The organism is Streptomyces sp. NPDC051041, from assembly GCF_044456065.1.
Classification (GTDB): Bacteria; Actinomycetota; Actinomycetes; order Streptomycetales; family Streptomycetaceae; genus Streptomyces; species Streptomyces glaucus.
The window spans coordinates 66,715-83,746 of the sequence record NZ_JBITFM010000022.1 but is presented as its reverse complement, the minus strand read 5'-3'; the positions used below and the strand labels follow the sequence as shown (position 1 = coordinate 83,746).

General features: G+C 75.0%; 14 protein-coding genes and 1 pseudogene. 13 read left to right on the top strand and 2 right to left on the bottom strand.

From position 1 onward, the window contains the following. Together ACIBAI_RS26330 and ACIBAI_RS26325 are read left to right on the top strand one after the other, a co-directional pair. On the top strand, positions 1 to 165 hold a 165-nt coding region (locus ACIBAI_RS26330), incomplete at its 5' end, for a methionine adenosyltransferase domain-containing protein (RefSeq protein ID WP_399038008.1). A gap of 142 nt (positions 166 to 307) precedes the next feature. Further along, positions 308 to 2,458 (top strand): primosomal protein N', encoded by a 2,151-nt coding sequence (locus ACIBAI_RS26325; protein ID WP_399038001.1) that lies wholly within the window; start codon positions 308 to 310, stop codon positions 2,456 to 2,458. Between the two features lie 89 nt (positions 2,459 to 2,547). Here ACIBAI_RS26325 and ACIBAI_RS26320 read toward each other — a convergent pair whose 3' ends face one another. Then, the gene (locus ACIBAI_RS26320; RefSeq protein WP_399037998.1) at positions 2,548 to 3,090 is read right to left on the bottom strand and encodes a hypothetical protein; all 543 of its coding nucleotides are present in this window, start codon (positions 3,088 to 3,090) and stop codon (positions 2,548 to 2,550) included. Between the two features lie 314 nt (positions 3,091 to 3,404). On the opposite strand from ACIBAI_RS26320, the gene fmt reads away from it, so the two are divergent. The 10 genes from fmt (at position 3,405) to ACIBAI_RS26270 (ending at position 16,038) form a co-directional block, all read left to right on the top strand. After that, positions 3,405 to 4,337, top strand: coding sequence for a methionyl-tRNA formyltransferase (gene fmt / locus ACIBAI_RS26315; protein WP_399037996.1), 933 nt, complete (start codon positions 3,405 to 3,407; stop codon positions 4,335 to 4,337). 69 nt (positions 4,338 to 4,406) lie between these two features. Continuing rightward, the gene (locus ACIBAI_RS26310) at positions 4,407 to 5,825 is read left to right on the top strand and encodes an RsmB/NOP family class I SAM-dependent RNA methyltransferase (protein ID WP_399037993.1); all 1,419 of its coding nucleotides are present in this window, start codon (positions 4,407 to 4,409) and stop codon (positions 5,823 to 5,825) included. A gap of 159 nt (positions 5,826 to 5,984) precedes the next feature. Further along, a complete protein-coding gene (rpe, locus tag ACIBAI_RS26305; RefSeq protein WP_399037991.1) occupies positions 5,985 to 6,671 on the top strand; it encodes a ribulose-phosphate 3-epimerase in 687 nt (228 codons plus the stop codon). A gap of 78 nt (positions 6,672 to 6,749) precedes the next feature. Further along, positions 6,750 to 7,793, top strand: coding sequence for a sugar-binding domain-containing protein (locus tag ACIBAI_RS26300; RefSeq protein WP_344609839.1), 1,044 nt, complete (start codon positions 6,750 to 6,752; stop codon positions 7,791 to 7,793). 248 nt (positions 7,794 to 8,041) lie between these two features. Further along, the gene (locus tag ACIBAI_RS26295; RefSeq protein WP_399038007.1) at positions 8,042 to 9,484 is read left to right on the top strand and encodes a GuaB1 family IMP dehydrogenase-related protein; all 1,443 of its coding nucleotides are present in this window, start codon (positions 8,042 to 8,044) and stop codon (positions 9,482 to 9,484) included. Between the two features lie 353 nt (positions 9,485 to 9,837). Then, a complete protein-coding gene (locus ACIBAI_RS26290) occupies positions 9,838 to 11,304 on the top strand; it encodes an amino acid permease (RefSeq protein ID WP_399037989.1) in 1,467 nt (488 codons plus the stop codon). A 10-nt stretch (positions 11,305 to 11,314) separates the two neighbouring features. Beyond that, on the top strand, positions 11,315 to 11,767 hold the full coding sequence (locus tag ACIBAI_RS26285; RefSeq protein WP_399037987.1) for an Lrp/AsnC family transcriptional regulator: 453 nt from the start codon (positions 11,315 to 11,317) through the stop codon (positions 11,765 to 11,767). Between the two features lie 135 nt (positions 11,768 to 11,902). Beyond that, entirely contained in the window at positions 11,903 to 13,099 is a 1,197-nt protein-coding gene (locus ACIBAI_RS26280) for an MFS transporter (RefSeq protein ID WP_399037985.1), read from the top strand. 368 nt (positions 13,100 to 13,467) lie between these two features. Continuing rightward, positions 13,468 to 14,256: a carbon-nitrogen hydrolase family protein gene (locus tag ACIBAI_RS26275; RefSeq protein ID WP_399037983.1), complete on the top strand. Its 789-nt coding sequence runs from the start codon at positions 13,468 to 13,470 to the stop codon at positions 14,254 to 14,256. A gap of 69 nt (positions 14,257 to 14,325) precedes the next feature. Beyond that, positions 14,326 to 16,038, top strand: coding sequence for a flavin monoamine oxidase family protein (locus ACIBAI_RS26270; RefSeq protein ID WP_399037982.1), 1,713 nt, complete (start codon positions 14,326 to 14,328; stop codon positions 16,036 to 16,038). Here the strand turns inward: ACIBAI_RS26270 and ACIBAI_RS26265 are convergent. After that, positions 16,035 to 16,754, bottom strand: a complete 720-nt coding sequence (locus ACIBAI_RS26265) for a DUF5995 family protein (RefSeq protein ID WP_399037980.1) — start codon at positions 16,752 to 16,754, stop codon at positions 16,035 to 16,037. The two genes, ACIBAI_RS26270 and ACIBAI_RS26265, sit on opposite strands and share 4 nt — an antisense overlap. Between ACIBAI_RS26265 and ACIBAI_RS26260 the strand changes: the two are divergent. Continuing rightward, positions 16,702 to 17,028: pseudogene (locus tag ACIBAI_RS26260) on the top strand (hypothetical protein); the annotation flags it as partial. The gene ACIBAI_RS26265 and the pseudogene ACIBAI_RS26260 sit on opposite strands and share 53 nt — an antisense overlap. Positions 17,029 to 17,032: the final 4 nt, after the last annotated feature.

Here is a 17,032-nt window from a genome sequence, read left to right as displayed (position 1 = left end):
GAGGTCTTCGACCTCCGCCCGGCCGCCATCATCCGCGACCTGGACCTGCTCCGCCCGATCTACGCCCAGACCGCCGCCTACGGCCACTTCGGCCGTGAACTGCCCGACTTCACCTGGGAGCGCACCGACCGCGTGGACGCCCTGCGCGCCGCGGCGGGGCTGTAGGCCGCACACCCACCACACGGGACGCGCCGGGCCCGGTGTCCTCCGGGACGCCGGGCCCGGCGCGTCGTGGTCCCGGGGACCGGCCCCGGGCGGGGGACTCGGGCGCCGCCGACTGTCGGTGGCGTTTGGTAAGAATGCTGACGTGAACAGCGAGAACGAGCAGGCGGGCGGCGGCGCGGACAGCGCGCCGCCCGAGCAGCTCGCGCTGATCCGGGAGAGCGTGCGGAAGGCCAGGGCGCCGCGGGCCAAACCGCGGACCTGGCGGGGGGCCGCGCTCGCCAAGGAACTGCCCGTCGCCCGCGTGCTCGTCGACAAGGGTGTGCTCCACCTCGACCGGTACTTCGACTACGCCGTTCCCGAGGAGCTGGACGCCGACGCGCAGCCGGGCGTGCGCGTGCGCGTGCGGTTCGGGGCCGGGCGGCACCGGGTGCGGGAAGGCCGGCGCGAGGGCGGCGGGCTGATCGACGGATTCCTCGTCGAGCGGCGCGCCGAGTCCGACTACGCCGGGCCCCTTGCCGCGCTGGCCCAGGTGGTGTCACCGGAGCGGGTGCTCAGCGAGGAACTGCTGGGACTCGCACGGGCCGTCGCCGACCGCTACGCGGGCAGCCTCGCCGACGTGCTGCAGCTCGCCGTGCCGCCGCGCAGCGCCCGCGCCGAGCAGCGGCCCTCGCCCGCCCCGCTCCCCCCGCCGGCGGCCCCGGACGCCGGATCCTGGGAGCGGTACGAGCACGGGGCCGCCCTCCTCGAGGCGCTCGCCGCGGGAGGCGCCCCGCGGGCCGTGTGGAACGCGCTGCCCGGACCGCGGTGGAGCGAGGAACTGGCACGCGCGGTGGCGGCGACGCTGGCCTCCGGGCGCGGCGCTCTGGTGGTGGTGCCGGACGGGCGCGCGGTCGCCCGGGTCGACGCCGCGCTGACCGCGCTGCTGGGGCGGGGACGGCACGCGGTGCTCACCGCCGACGCCGGACCGGAGAAGCGGTACGCGCAGTGGCTGGCGGTGCGGCGGGGGTCCGTACGGGCCGTCGTCGGCACCCGGGCCGCCATGTTCGCCCCGGTGCGGGACCTCGGGCTGGTCGCCCTCTGGGACGACGGCGACGACAGCCACAGCGAGCAGCACGCCCCGCAGCCCCACGCGCGCGAGGTGCTGCTGCTGCGCGCCGCGCTGGACAAGTGCGCCTTCCTGCTGGGCGGCTGGAGCTGCACCGTGGAGGCCGCGCAGCTGGTGGAGAGCGGCTGGGCGCGGCCGCTGGTCGCCGGCAGGGACCGGGTGCGGGCCGCCGCGCCGCTGGTCCGGACCGTCGGGGACGGGGATCTCGCGCGGGACGAGGCCGCGCGCGCCGCGCGCCTGCCGACCCTGGCCTGGCAGGTCGCCAGGGAGGGGCTGCGGCACGGACCGGTGCTCGTGCAGGTGCCCCGGCGGGGATACGTGCCGCGGCTGGCGTGCGCCGTCTGCCGGACGCCCGCGCGCTGCCGGCTCTGCTCCGGGCCGTTGGAGGGGCAGGAGTCCGGCTTCACGCTGCGCTGCGGGTGGTGCGGGCATGAGGAGAGCGGCCGGCACTGCCCGGAGTGCGGTTCGTCCCGGCTGCGGGCCCAGGTCGTGGGCGCGCGGCGGACCGCCGAGGAGCTGGGACGCGCCTTCCCCGCCGTGCCGGTGCGGACCTCGGGGCGCGAGCAGGTGCTCGACACGGTGCCGGGAACGCCCGCGCTGGTCGTGAGCACCCCCGGGGCCGAGCCCGTCGCCGAGGGCGGGTACGCGGCGGCGCTGCTCCTGGACGGCTGGGCCATGCTGGGGCGGCCCGACCTGCGTGCCGGGGAGGACGCGCTGCGGCGCTGGATCGCCGCCGGTGCGCTGGTGCGGCCGCAGAGCGCGGGTGGCACGGTCGTCGTGGTCGCCGAGCCGACCCTGCGGCCCGTGCAGGCGCTGGTGCGCTGGGACCCCGTCGGCCACGCGGTGCGGGAACTCGCCGAGCGGGCCGAGCTGGGTTTTCCGCCGGTGTCGCGGATGGCGGAGGTGTCGGGACCGGCGGAGGCGGTCGCCGGTTTTCTCCGCACGGTCGCACTGCCGCCGGAGGCGGAGGTGCTGGGGCCCGTGCCGCTGCCGGTCACGGCGGCGGGGCGTCCGCGGCGGCCGGGGGCGCCGCCTGCCGGGGAGCACTGGGAGCGGGCGCTGGTCCGGGTGCCGCCGGGCAGCGGCGCCGCGCTGGCCGCCGCGCTGAAGGCCGCGCAGGCGGCACGGACGGCGCGGGGGACCGGGGATCCCGTACGGGTGCGGATCGATCCGCCCGACATCGGGTGAGACGCGCCGGCCCCGCCCGAGCCGCCGTGCGCGTCCCGGGCAGGGGTCTGCCCTCCCGGAGCGTGTCCGGAAGGGCAGGAGCGGAGGGGTCAGCCGTTGCGGGGGCCGGGGAACGCCGTGGGCCTGGCCTCGTCGCGGAGGGCCGGGCTGCCCGCCGTCGGCTGGGTCGGCATGGAGCGGGTCGTGGGGACCGCCGGCATCGCGGGGATGCCGGCGCCCACGTTGACCGTACGGGTGCCCGGGGGCTCCGTCGTCCGCTCGGCCGCGGCCGCCGCCTGGGCCGCGGCGCGGCGGGCGCCGTAACGGCGGTGCACCGCCTGCTTGGTGACACCCAGTGCGGAGCCCACCGCGTCCCACGAGAAGCCGAGTGAACGGTCGAAGTCCACGGCGGCCGTGACGAGGGTCTCGACGCTGTCCCGCAGTTCCTGGGCGAGACGGACCGTCGGGGCGGGAGCGCGTCCGTAGACGACGAAGCCCGTGGCGGGGCCGGAGCGGCGCGGACGGTAGACGTTGCCCAACTGGGCGGTGAGCGTGCGCAGTGCGTCCACCTGCCGGCGGACCCGCTCGATGTCCCGCACCAGCAAGTGCAGGCTGGCCCGGGCCTGGGCGTCGTGGGTTGCGTGGTCGGCCATGAACAAGCCTCTCGAACCGGCGTTGAAAGGAACCGGGCCGCGCGGGCGGCCCGTGTGGTCAACTCTTTCTTGACCAACGCGGATCGGCTCCGCGGGTCACGGTGCGGGGGCGTATGGGCATATGCGTACGCCCCTGGCCGGGGGTGCGCGCCATGGTCCGGGGCGGGGACACCGCCCCGGGGCGCGGCTGTCCCCCGCGGCCGGCGGGGGACAGCCTCCGGCCCGCCCCGCCCGGGAGTCCTCCGCGGGACGCGCGCCCATAGACTGGGACGTCGCCCGTGACCGTCCCCGCCCCGAGAGGCCCGCACCCACCCATGAAGCTCGTCTTCGCCGGTACCCCCGAGGTCGCCGTACCCGCCCTGGACGCCCTGATCTCCTCCGGGCGGCACGAGGTGGCCGCCGTCGTCACCCGGCCCGACGCGCCGGCCGGGCGCGGACGCAGGCTGGTCGCCTCCCCCGTGGCCGAGCGGGCCGAGGAGGCCGGGATCGAGGTGCTGAAACCGGCGAAGCCCGGGGACCCGGAGTTCCTGGAGCGGCTCAGGCGGATCGCCCCCGACTGCTGCCCCGTCGTCGCCTACGGGGCCCTGCTGCCGAAGGCGGCCCTGGACGTCCCCGCCCACGGCTGGGTCAACCTGCACTTCTCGCTGCTGCCCGCCTGGCGCGGGGCCGCGCCCGTGCAGCACGCCGTCATGGCCGGCGACGAGATCACCGGAGCGTCCACCTTCCTCATCGAGGAGGGGCTCGACTCCGGGCCCGTCTACGGGACGGTCACGGAGCGGATCCGGCCCACCGACACCAGCGGCGACCTGCTGACCCGGCTGGCCCTCGCCGGCGCCGGGCTGCTGGCCGCGACCATGGACGGCATCGAGGACGGCACCCTGGAGGCCGTACCGCAGCCCGCCGAGGGCGTCAGCCTGGCCCCCAAGATCACCGTGGAGGACGCCCGGGTCGACTGGTCCGCGCCCGCGCTGCGCGTCGACCGCGTCGTGCGCGGCTGCACGCCCGCGCCCGGCGCGTGGACCACCTTCCGCGGTGAGCGGCTGAAGCTCGTCCAGGTCGCGCCCGTGCCCGGGCGGACGGACCTGGCACCGGGGCAGCTCGCCGCGGGCAGGAACGACGTCCACGTCGGCACCGGTTCGTACGCGGTGGAGCTGCTGTGGGTGCAGGCCCAGGGCAAGAAGCCGATGCGGGCGGCGGACTGGGCGCGCGGCGTGCGCATCGCCGAGGGGGAGACCCTCGGGTCCTGACGCCGGCCGGCCGTCCCCGGCGACGTAGGCTGGACAGCGCATTTCACCCCAGATCCGGAGCACCTTTTCGTGAGCGACCAGCCCCGTCGGCCCCGCAGACCCGGCAAGCCCTACCGCCGACCCCGGAAGGACCCCGTCCGCATCCTCGCCTTCGAGGCGCTGCGGGCCGTGGACGAACGCGACGCCTACGCCAACCTCGTCCTGCCGCCGCTGCTCAGGAAGGCGCGGGAGAAGGGCGACCTCGACGCGCGGGACGCCGCGCTGGCCACCGAGCTGGTCTACGGGACACTGCGCCGGCAGGGCACGTACGACGCGATCGTCGCCGCCTGCGTGGACCGCCCGCTGCGCGAGGTCGACCCGCCGGTGCTCGACGTGCTGAACCTCGGGGCGCACCAGCTGCTCGGGACGCGGATCCCGTCCCACGCCGCCGTGTCGGCCACCGTCGAACTCGCCCGCGTGGTGCTCGGCGACGGGCGGGCCAAATTCGTCAACGCCGTGCTGCGGAAGGTGGCCCGGGACGACTTCGACGGCTGGCTCGCCAAGGTCGCGCCGCCCTACGACGACGATCCCGAGGACCACCTCGCCGTCGTGCACGCGCACCCGCGCTGGGTCGTCTCCGCGCTGTGGGACTCGCTCGGCGGCGGGCGCGCGGGGATCGAGGAACTGCTGCGGGCCGACAACGAGCGGCCCGAGGTGACGCTGGTCGCCCGGCCCGGGCGGGCCACCACCGAGGAACTGCTCGGCGTCCGGGCCGCCGTACCGGGGCGCTGGTCGCCGTACGCGGTGCGGCTGGCCGAGGGCGGCGAGCCGGGCGCCGTCCCGGCCGTGCAGGAGGGCCGTGCGGGCGTGCAGGACGAGGGCAGCCAGCTGGTCGCGCTCGCCCTCGCCCGCGCGCCCCTGGACGGGCCCGACCGGTTCTGGCTGGACGGGTGCGCCGGGCCCGGCGGCAAGGCCGCGCTGCTCGGGGCGCTGGCCGCCGAGCGGGGCGCGGTGCTGCTCGCCTCCGAGAAGCAGCCGCACCGGGCCGGTCTGGTCGCCCAGGCGCTGGCCGGCAACCCCGGGCCCTACCAGGTCGTCGCCGCCGACGGGACGCGGCCGGCGTGGCGGCCCGGCAGCTTCGACCGGGTGCTGGTGGACGTGCCGTGCACCGGCCTCGGCGCCCTGCGCCGGCGCCCCGAGGCGCGCTGGCGGCGCCGCCCGGAGGACCTGGACTCCTTCGCCCCGTTGCAGCGCGGCCTGCTGCGCACCGCGCTGGAGTCGGTGCGCGTCGGCGGTGTGGTCGGCTACGCGACCTGCTCGCCGCACCTCGCCGAGACCCGGGCCGTGGTCGCCGACGTGCTCAAGCAGCACCCGGAGGCCGACCTCCTCGACGCCCGCCCCCTGCTGCCGGGCGTACCGGATCTGGGCGAGGGCCCGGACGTCCAGCTGTGGCCGCATCTGCACGGGACGGACGCGATGTACCTGGCGCTCATCCGCCGGACCGGCTGACCGCGGCCCCGTCCGGGTCCGCGGGGCCGCCCCGCGGACCTTCGCCGCCCGGACGCCGTGGCCGCGCGGCCCGCTCCGGCCGGGCCGGGTCCCCGGGGCGGGCCGCCGCAGCCCGGAACCGATGCCCGCGACCCCCACGGGGCATGGCAGGCTTGGGGCATGGCCGTGCAGATCAACCCCAGCATCCTGTCCGCCGACTTCGCCCGGCTCGCCGACGAGGCGAAGGCGGTCGAGGGGGCCGACTGGCTCCACGTCGACGTCATGGACAACCATTTCGTCCCCAACCTCACGCTCGGCGTGCCGGTGGTGGAGTCCCTGGCCCGGGCGACGGACACCCCGCTGGACTGTCATCTGATGATCGAGGCTCCCGATCGGTGGGCCCCGCAGTACGTGGAGGCCGGGGCCGGCTCCGTCACCTTCCACGCCGAGGCGGCCGCCGCACCGGTCCGGCTCGCCCGGGAGATCCGGGCCAAGGGCGCCCGCGCCGCCATGGCGCTCAAGCCCGCGACGCCCGTCGAGCCGTACGAGGACCTGCTCCCCGAACTCGACATGCTGCTGATCATGACGGTCGAGCCGGGCTTCGGCGGGCAGGCGTTCCTCGACATCATGCTGCCGAAGATCCGCCGCACCCGCGAGCTGATCCGCAAGCACGGCCTGGAGCTCTGGCTCCAGGTCGACGGCGGAGTCTCGGACTCCACCATCGAGCGGTGCGCCGAGGCCGGCGCCGACGTCTTCGTGGCCGGATCGGCGGTCTACGGAGCCTCCGACCCGGCCGAAGCGGTACGTGCACTGCGCACCCGGGCCGAGGCGGCGACCGCCGGGGCGTCCTGGGCGTGCGACCACTGAGCCACCAGAACGTGAACGGCTCCCATCAGGGCTGATCGACCGCGCCGGATCTGCAAGGATGAACGGCGAATCCAGAGTGTGAACAGCAGTGAGGAGATCGCCGTGTCGGGTATGTCGGCGGGCCGGTCAGCCATGCGGATGGGACCCGCTGAGCTGGTGCAGGCGGCGGCCATGGCCCGCCGCTTCTACCTCGAGGGGAAGTCCAAGATCCAGATCGCCGAGGAGTTCGGCGTCAGCCGCTTCAAGGTGGCCCGGGTCCTGGAGACCGCCCTCGAACGGGACCTCGTACGAATCGAGATCCGGGTGCCCGCGGAGCTGGACGCCGAGCGCTCGGACGCGCTGCGCGCCCGCTACGGCCTGAGGCACGCCGTCGTGGTGGAGTCCCCGGCCGAGGCGGAGGAGACGCCCGACCCCGAGAACCTGGGGGAGGTCGCCGCCGACCTGCTCGGGGAGCTGGTGGACGAGGGCGACGTCCTCGGTCTGGCCTGGGGCCGGTCCACCATCCACATGGCGGCGGCGCTGGACCGGCTGCCGCCGTGCACGGTGGTGCAGCTGACGGGCGTGTACGACGCCGGGACCGCCGAGCGCGGCTCGGTGGAGGCCGTGCGCCGCGCCGCCCAGGTGTCCGGCGGTGACGCCCACCCCATCTACGCGCCGATGCTGCTGCCGGACGCGGCCACCGCGGCGGCGCTGCGCCACCAGACCGGGATCGCCCGGGCCTTCGAGTACTTCGACAAGGTCACGGTCGCCTGCGTCTCCATCGGCTCCTGGGAGCCGGGCATCTCGACCGTGCACGACATGCTCACCGACGAGGAGCGGGCGCACTACGCCTCCCTCGGTGTCGCCGCCGAGATGTCCGCGCACCTCTTCGACGCCGAGGGCCGCCGGGTCGGGCGGGACCTGGGGGAGCGGTGCATCACGGTCAAGGCCGACCAGCTGCGCCGGGTGCCCGAGGTCGTGGCGATCGCGGGCGGGCAGCGGAAGGCGGCCGCGATCGACGCGGTGCTGCGCTCCGGGCTCGTCACCAGCCTGGTGACGGACACCTCGGCCGCGGACTACCTGATGACGGCCGGGCCGGCGCCCAGGCCCGCCCTCGACCGGGCGGACCCGGACGGTCCCTGACGGCGGGCCGGGAGGGGACGGCCGCGGCCGTCCCCTCCCGGCCCGCGGCCGTCCCTCACGACTGCGCGGGCGGAGCCGGGACCGCGGATCGCGCCTGCTCTCGGAGATTTCTCCGAACAGGGCTCCGGCCGGCCTGGACGATCCGCCCGGGCATCGCGTTCCGGCCGGCATGGGACAATGAAGTACGTGCTCTTCCCCCTGGCTGACCGGTCCGGGGGCCACCTCTGATCGACTGGGATGTGCAGCACGTGCGTTTCCTCAACGACATCCAGCCCGCGTACGACCTGACCTACGACGACGTGTTCATGGTGCCGAACCGCAGCGCGGTCGGCTCGCGGCAGGACGTGGACCTCAGCTCCCCGGACGGCACGGGCACCACCATTCCGATCGTCGTCGCCAACATGACGGCCGTCGCCGGCCGCCGGATGGCCGAGACCGTGGCCCGGCGCGGCGGGCTCGTGGTCATTCCGCAGGACATCCCGATCGACGTGGTCACCGATGTCGTCTCCTGGGTGAAGAGCCGTCACCTCGTCCTCGACACCCCGATCGTGCTGTCCCCGCACCAGACCGTCGCCGACGCCCTCTCCCTGCTGCCGAAGCGCGCGCACAACGCCGGCGTGGTCGTGGACGAGGAGTTCCGGCCGGTCGGCGTGGTCACCGACGCCGACCTGTCCGGCGTGGACCGCTTCACCCAGCTCGAAGTGGTCATGTCCAAGGACCTGCTGCTGATCGACGCGGACATGGACCCGCGCGAGGCGTTCAACGCCCTCGACGCGGCCAACCGCCGGTACGCGCCCGCCGTCGGCCGGGACGGCAGGCTCGCCGGCATCCTCACCCGCAAGGGCGCCCTGCGCGCCACGCTGTACACGCCGGCCACCGACGCGCGGGGCCGGCTGCGCATCGCCGCCGCCGTCGGCATCAACGGCGATGTCGCGGGCAAGGCCCAGCAGTTGCTGGAGGCCGGCGTCGACACGCTCGTCATCGACACCGCGCACGGCCACCAGGAGTCGATGATCGGCGCCCTGAAGCTGGTGCGCGACCTCGACCCGCAGGTGCCCCTCGTCGCGGGCAACGTCGTCGCCGCCGCGGGCGTGCGCGACCTGATCGAGGCCGGCGCGGACATCGTCAAGGTCGGTGTCGGGCCCGGTGCGATGTGCACCACCCGCATGATGACCGGCGTCGGCCGGCCGCAGTTCTCCGCGGTCCTGGAGTGCGCGGCCGAGGCGCGGAAGCACGGCAAGCACATCTGGGCCGACGGCGGGGTCCGCCACCCCCGCGACGTGGCGATGGCGCTCGCGGCCGGCGCGTCCAACGTGATGATCGGCTCCTGGTTCGCGGGCACCCACGAGTCCCCGGGCGACCTCCAGCACGACGCGCAGGGACGCCCGTACAAGGAGTCCTTCGGCATGGCGTCCGCGCGCGCGGTGCGCAACCGGACGGCGGAGGAGTCGGCGTACGACCGTGCCCGCAAGGCGCTGTTCGAGGAGGGCATCTCCACCTCCCGCATGTTCCTCGACCCGGCCCGCCCCGGCGTCGAGGACCTGATCGACTCGATCATCGCGGGTGTCCGCTCCTCCTGCACCTACGCCGGTGCCGCGACCCTGGAGGAGTTCGCCGAGAAGGCCGTCGTCGGCGTCCAGAGCGCCGCCGGTTACGCCGAGGGCAAGCCGCTGCACGCCAGCTGGACCTGAACTCCGTGACGCCCGGACCCGTCGGCCAGGTCCCGGGCGGACCGGGAGCCGCCGCCGGGCCAGCGGGCCCGGCGGCCGTGCGCGGGCGTGTTCCCCCTCCCCGGCCCTCCCCGCCGGGGGCCGGGCCGTGCGCAACGGCCGCAAGCCCGCGCGCAACGAACGCGCGTCCCGCCCGGAGGAACGCAACGATCTTGCGGAGACGCGCAAGGTTGCTGCATTACGAGGGCAACTCCCCGCTCAATAGGGTTCTGCGCTGTACGTGGCGTGGCGGGGACTCCGCTCGACGGGTCCCCTGCGGGAAGGGGCACCGCCGGCCCCCGCCGCCCTGATCCGCAGCGACAAAGGAGCCGCGCGTGCTCGACCAAGGCGCACCCCCGCACAGCAGCAGTCGGACCGCATCGCCGTCCCCGGGCCCCGGTGCGCGCCTGATGCGCCGCAAGCCCGTGGAACGCCTGGTGGCGGAGGGCGGACAGGGCGAGGGCGGGTCCCTGCGGCGCTCCCTCGGGCTGTGGCAGCTCACCATGATCAGCATCGGTGCCACGCTCGGCACCGGCATCTTCGTGGTGCTCGGCGAGGCCGTCCCCAAGGCCGGTCCGGCGGTCACCCTCTCCTTCGTCGTCGCCGGCCTGACGGCGCTGTTCTCGGCGCTGTCCTACGCCGAGCTGGCGGGCACCATCCCGGTCTCCGGGTCCTCGTACTCGTACGCGTACGCAACGATGGGCGAACTGATCGCCTGGGTGTGCGGCTGGTGCCTGATCCTGGAGTACGGCGTGTCGGTGGCCGCCGTCGCCGTCGGCTGGGGCGAGTACCTCAACGAGCTGCTCGACGGGACGATCGGCGTCACCATCCCGGCCGCCCTGTCGGCCCCGCCCGGCGACGGCGGCGTCTTCAACCTGCCCGCGCTGATCGTGGTCCTGCTGGCCATGGCGTTCCTGCTGGGCGGCGCCCGCGAGTCCGCCCGCGCCAACACCGTCATGGTCGCCGTGAAGATCGGCGCGCTGGTGCTGTTCTGCGCCATCGGCGCGCAGGGCCTGCGCTCGGGCAACTACGAGAACTTCATGCCGCTGGGCATGGCGGGGGTGAGCGCGGCGGGGGCGACGCTGTTCTTCTCCTACATCGGCTTCGACGCCGCCTCCACCGCGGGCGAGGAGGCGAGGGACGCGCAGCGCGACCTGCCCCGCGCGATCATGCTCTCCCTCGTCGTCGTCACGGCGCTGTACGTCCTCGTCGCGGCCGTCGCCGTCGGCGCCAGGCCCTGGAGGGACTTCACCGGCTCCGAGGCCGCGCTCGCCCAGATCATGCGCGAGGTCACCGGGCAGACCTTCTGGGGCACCCTGCTCGCGTTCTGCGCCGTCGTCGCCATCGCCAGCGTCGTGCTGACCGTGCTCTACGGCCAGACCCGCATCCTGTTCGCGATGTCCCGCGACGGGCTCGTGCCCAAGGTGTTCGCCCGGGTCCATCCCAGGACCGGCACGCCCCGCGCCAACACCGTGATCGTCTCCCTGTTCTGCGGCGTCCTCGCCGCGGCGATCCCGCTCGGCCGGCTCGCCGACGCCACCAGCATCGGCACCCTGTTCGCCTTCGCGCTGGTCAACGTGGCCGTCGTGGTGCTGCGCCGGACCCGCCCGGAGATGCCCCGCACCTTCCGGGTGCCGCTGTCGCCCGTGCTGCCCGCGCTGGGCCTCGCCTTCTGCCTGTGGATGATGGGCAGCCTCTCGGCCGTCACCTGGGCGGTCTTCGGTGTCTGGATGGCCGTCGGGCTCGTGTTCTACTTCGTGTACGGCTACCGCCGTTCCCGACTCGCACCATCCGAGAAGTGATCAACTCACCGTGCTGAACGATCTCGACGAACGCATCGTGCACGCCCTCGCCGAGGACGCCCGACGCTCCTACGCGGACATCGGCCAGCTCGTCGGCCTGTCCGCGCCCGCCGTGAAACGCCGCGTGGACCGGCTGCGGGCCACCGGGGCCATCACCGGTTTCACGGTCCGGGTGGACCCGGCGGCCCTCGGCTGGGCCACCGAGGGGTTCGTCGAGATCTACTGCCGCAGCAACACCTCGCCGGAGACCATCCAGCGGGGCCTGGAGCGCTACCAGGAGGTCGTGGCCGCGTCCACCGTCACCGGGGACGCGGACGCGATCGCCCAGGTCTTCGCCTCCGACATGCGCCACTTCGAGCGGGTCCTGGAGCGGATCGCGGGGGAGCCGTTCGTGGAGCGCACCAAGTCCGTGCTGGTGCTGTCGCCGCTGCTGCGCCGGTACTCGTCGGGACCGCCCGCATAATCGGCGGACGGTTCCGCCCGGTCCGCCTACCATCGGTGTCATGACCTGGCGACATTGATCCACCGGCCGTGCCTCCCGAGGGCCGCCCCGGACGCCGTACCCCCGGCGTCCGGATCGTCCCTGCGGGAAGGCCTCATGACACTCTCATCCTCGCGTGTGCCCGCCGCCGGCGTGCGGCGGCTCACGGTCACGCTGTACGGCTACGCGTTCCTCCACGACCTGATCCCGCTCTACCCGGTGTACGCGCTGCTGTTCGGCGACGCCGGTCTGTCCCTGTGGCAGATCTCCTCCCTGTTCGCGGTGTGGTCGGTCACGAGCCTGGTGCTGGAGGTCCCCTCCGGCGCCTGGGCCGACGCCGGCTCCCGCCGGCGGCTGCTGTGGCTGGGCCCGTTGCTCACCGCCGCCGGCTTCGCCCTGTGGGTGCTCGTCCCGTCGTACCCGGCCTTCGCGCTCGGCTTCGTGCTGTGGGGCGCCGGGGAGGCGCTCGGCTCGGGCGCGCTGGAGGCGCTGGTCCACGACGAACTGGACCGGCTCGGCGCGGCCGGCCGGTACGCCCGCGTCATGGGCCGGGCCCGGGCGGCGGGCCTGCTGGCCGTGATGGCGGCGATGGGGCTCGCCGGGCCGGTGTTCGCGCTCGGCGGCCACCCGGCCGTGGCGGCGGCGAGCGTGCTGGCCTGCCTGCTGGCGGCGGCGACGGCGACCCGTCTCCCCGAGCACCGCGGGACCGGGACCGCCGGCGGGAGCCGGGCCGCGGTCCTGCGGACCGCGCTCGCCGAGGCCCGCGCCGACCGGTCCGTGCGCCGGGCTCTGCTGCTGGTCCCGGCCGTGACCGCGGTGTGGAGCGCGCTCGACGAGTTCTCACCGCTGCTGGTGCGGGACACCGGCGTGGCGGACACCACGGTTCCGTATCTGCTGCTGCTGATCTGGGCGGCGGCCACCGCCGGCGGCCTGATGGCCGGGCCGGGCGAGCGCCTGGGCACGGCCGGGCTCGCGGCCCTGCTCGCGGGCGCGGCCCTCGCCCTGGCCGCCGGCGCCGCGACGGGCGTCCCGGCCGGCGTCGTCCTCGTCGCCCTCGCCTTCGGCGGGTTCCAGCTGGCGAGCGTGCTGGCCGACGCCCGGCTCCAGCAGCGCATCGACACCGCCGGGCGGGCCACGCTGACCTCGGCCGCGGGCCTGGGCACCGGGCTGGCGACCGTCGCCGTGTACGGCGCGTACGCGGCGGTCGGCTCGGTGACCGCGCACCGCACCGTGTTCGCGTGGAGCGCGGTGCCGTACCTGGTGACGGCGCTGCTGCTGGCGGTCATGGCGCGGGCCGCCGCGAAGCGACCGTGACGCCGCCCGCGCCGCCCGCGCCGTGCGGGCGGCGCGGGGCACAGCGGTCCCGGTACGGCGGCCCGGGACGGTCCCCTCCGCGGGTACGGCGGGCGGACGGGCCGGCGCCCCCGGCCCGGCGGTCCGCCCGCGTCCGGCGCGCCGGGGCCGGTGTCCCCCGCCCCGCCCGGCGGGAGCACCGTCCCGGCCCGCGCCCCCGGCAGGACCGGCGGGACGGCCGGAGGGCGCGCAACGAATCGCCGCCGAACCCGCGGCGGACGCAATGATCCGCTCACGGACGCGCAACGGCTCCTCCTTGTCCGGCCGGGACGGCCGACCGTACCGTCTACCTGGCCCCCGAAACCCCCGCGTACCGGTGAGGAACACGCATGCGCACCGCCCTGCTCCAGAGCTCCGGCCGACCCGGCTCGACCGTCGAGAACCTCAAGGTCCTCGACGAGGCCGCGGGCCGGGCCGCCGCCGCGGGCGCCGCGCTGCTGGCCGCGCCGGAGATGTTCCTGACCGGGTACGCGATCGGCGACGACATCGCCCGGCTGGCCGAGCCGGCCGACGGCGACTGCGCCGACGCGATCGCCGAGATCGCCTCCCGGCACGGCCTCGCCGTCGCCTACGGCTATCCGGAGCGCGCCGGCGAGGCGGTGTACAACGCGGCGCAGCTGATCTCCGCGGACGGCGCCCGCCTCGCCAACTACCGCAAGACCCACCTCTTCGGCTGCTTCGAGCGCGACCACTTCACCCCGGGCGGGCAGCCGGTCGTCCAGGCCGAGCTGGACGGCCTGACCGTCGGCCTGATGATCTGCTACGACGTGGAGTTCCCGGAGAACGTCCGGGCCCACGCCCTGGCCGGCACCGACCTGCTGGTGGTGCCGACGGCGCAGATGCACCCGTTCCAGTTCGTCGCCGAGTCGCTCGTGCCGGTGCGGGCCTTCGAGAACCAGATGTACGTCGCGTACGTCAACCGGGTCGGACGGGAAGGCGAGTTCGAGTTCGTCGGGCTGTCCGCCCTCGCCGGGCCCGACGGCGTCGCCCGCACCCGCGCCGGCCGGGCCGAGGAACTCGTCCTCGCCGACGTCGACCCGGCGTTCCTCGCCGCCTCCCGCGAGGCCAACCCGTACCTGACGGACCGGCGTCCCGGCCTCTACGGGTCCCTCGTCTGAACCTCCCGGGCCCCTCGCCCGGATCCCCAGCTCTTCCCGCAGACGTTTCGCGCAAGGAGTCCGCACCCCATGACGTCCACGGTGCCCAACGCCGTCGAGCACGCAGACGAGCAGCAGCCGCCGATCACCATGTTCGGCCCGGACTTCCCGTACGCGTACGACGACTTCCTGGCCCACCCGGCGGGTCTGGGGCAGATACCCGCGACCGAGCACGGCACCGAGGTCGCGGTCATCGGCGGCGGCCTGTCCGGCATCGTCGCCGCGTACGAGCTGATGAAGATGGGCCTCAGGCCCGTCGTGTACGAGGCCGACCGGATCGGCGGCCGGCTGCGCACGGTCGGCTTCGAGGGCTGCGACCCGTCGCTGACCGCCGAGATGGGCGCGATGCGCTTCCCGCCGTCCTCCACGGCCCTGCAGCACTACATCGACCTGGTCGGCCTGGAGACCAGGCCCTTCCCCAACCCCCTCGCCGAGTGCACCCCCTCGACGGTCGTCGACCTCAAGGGCGAGACGCACTACGCCGAGACGCTCGACGACCTGCCGCAGGTCTACCGGGACGTGGCGGACGCCTGGAACCGGTGCCTGGAGGAGGGCGCCGACTTCTCCGACATGAACCGCGCCATACGGGAGCGGGACGTCAAGCGCATCCGTGAGATCTGGTCGAGGCTCGTCGAGAAGCTCGACAACCAGACCTTCTACGGCTTCCTGTGCGAGTCGGAGGCGTTCAGGTCCTTCCGGCACCGCGAGATCTTCGGCCAGGTCGGCTTCGGCACCGGCGGCTGGGACACCGACTTCCCCAACTCCATCCTGGAGATCCTGCGGGTCGTCTACACCGAGGCCGACGACCACCACCGCGGCATCGTCGGCGGCTCCCAGCAGCTGCCGCTGCGCCTGTGGGAGCGCGAGCCGGAGAAGATCGTGCACTGGCCGTACGGCACCTCGCTGAAGTCGCTGCACGTGGACGGCGAGCCCCGCCCGGCGGTGACCCGGCTGCACCGCACCGCGGGCAACCGGATCACCGTCACCGACGCGAACGGCGACATCCGCACCTACCGGGCGGCGATCTTCACCGCCCAGTCCTGGATGCTGCTGTCGAAGATCCAGTGCGACGACTCGCTCTTCCCGATCGACCACTGGACGGCGATCGAGCGCACCCACTACATGGAGTCCTCCAAGCTCTTCGTGCCCGTCGACCGCCCGTTCTGGCTGGACAAGGCCGTCGACGACGAGGGGAACCCGACCGGGCGGGACGTCATGTCGATGACGCTCACCGACCGCATGACCCGCGGCACCTACCTGCTGGACGACGGCCCCGACAAGCCCGCGGTCATCTGCCTGTCCTACACCTGGTGCGACGACAGCCTGAAGTGGCTGCCGCTGTCCGCGAACGAGCGGATGGAGGTCATGCTGAAGTCGCTCGGCGAGATCTACCCGAAGGTCGACATCCGCAAGCACATCATCGGCAACCCGGTGACGGTCTCCTGGGAGAACGAGCCCTACTTCATGGGCGCGTTCAAGGCCAACCTGCCCGGCCACTACCGCTACCAGCGGCGCCTGTTCACGCACTTCATGCAGGACCGGCTGCCCGCGGACAAGCGGGGCATCTTCCTCGCCGGCGACGACATCTCCTGGACGGCCGGCTGGGCCGAGGGCGCCGTGCAGACCGCGCTGAACGCGGTCTGGGGCGTCATGCACCACTTCGGCGGCGAGACCGACCCGGCCAATCCGGGCCCCGGCGACGTGTACGACGAGATCGCGCCCGTCGAACTGCCGGAGGACTAGACCCCGGCCCTCCCGCGCCCCCCGGCGGCGGACCGGGCCAGGGGCGTGAGCAGCATGCGCCCCGCGAAGCCCACCGCCGTGTCCAGCCGTTCGGTGAACTCCTGGGCGATGCCGGGCAGCCCGCGCAGCGCCCACAGCGTCCGGGCCGCCGTCCACGCGGCGTCCCGGGCCCGCTCCAGGCTCCACGCGCCGAGCAGATGCGTGAGCGGGTCGGCGATCTGCAGCAGGTCGGGGCCCGGCATCAGGTCCTCGCGGACGCGCTCCTCCAGCGCGACGAGGAGATCGCCCACCTCGTCGAACTCGTCCTCCAGGTCGGCGGGTCCGCAGCCGAGCGTGCGGCAGGCGTCCACGACGGCGAGCGCGAGGTCGTGCCCGATGTGCGCGTTGACGCCCGCCAGCGCGAACTGCAGCGGTTGCACGCCGGGATGGCGGCGGAGCTGGAACAGGGGCCGCCAGCAGGCCGGCGGGCGCCGCGCTCCGGCCGCCGCGTCCACGGCGGCCAGATAGCGCTCCGCGAACCGCACGTCCAGCGTGGCCGCGGCCCGCGGGTCCGGGAACCCCCCGGTGTCGATGCGCCGGTCGACCGCCTCGGTGACGGCCAGGTAGACACGGTTGAAGACCGCGACGCCGTCCCCGGCGGGCAGGGCCGCGTCGAGGGCGCGCATGCGCGAGAGGACCCCGTCGACGGCGGTGGTGACTTGTTCACAGTGCGCCATGGGGGCAGGGTGGCAGCTTCGGGCCGGCCCGCGCGGCGGCGGGCCGACGCTTCCCCGGAACGGGGGAACGCGCCCGCCGCGCAGGGGGAGGGGCGACGCGCGTGTCAGGCCGACGCGTCCGGCGGCCGGCCGCCCGCAGGCACGCCGCCATGGCCGCGGCGGCCTCGGCGGACCGGAGGGCCCGGGGGCCGTCATCGGCGCCGACCGCGACGGCAACGGCGCCCCGGCCGACGGCGCGTGGTGCGACCCGCCCGGCCGCGAGCTCGGCCGGGCGCCGA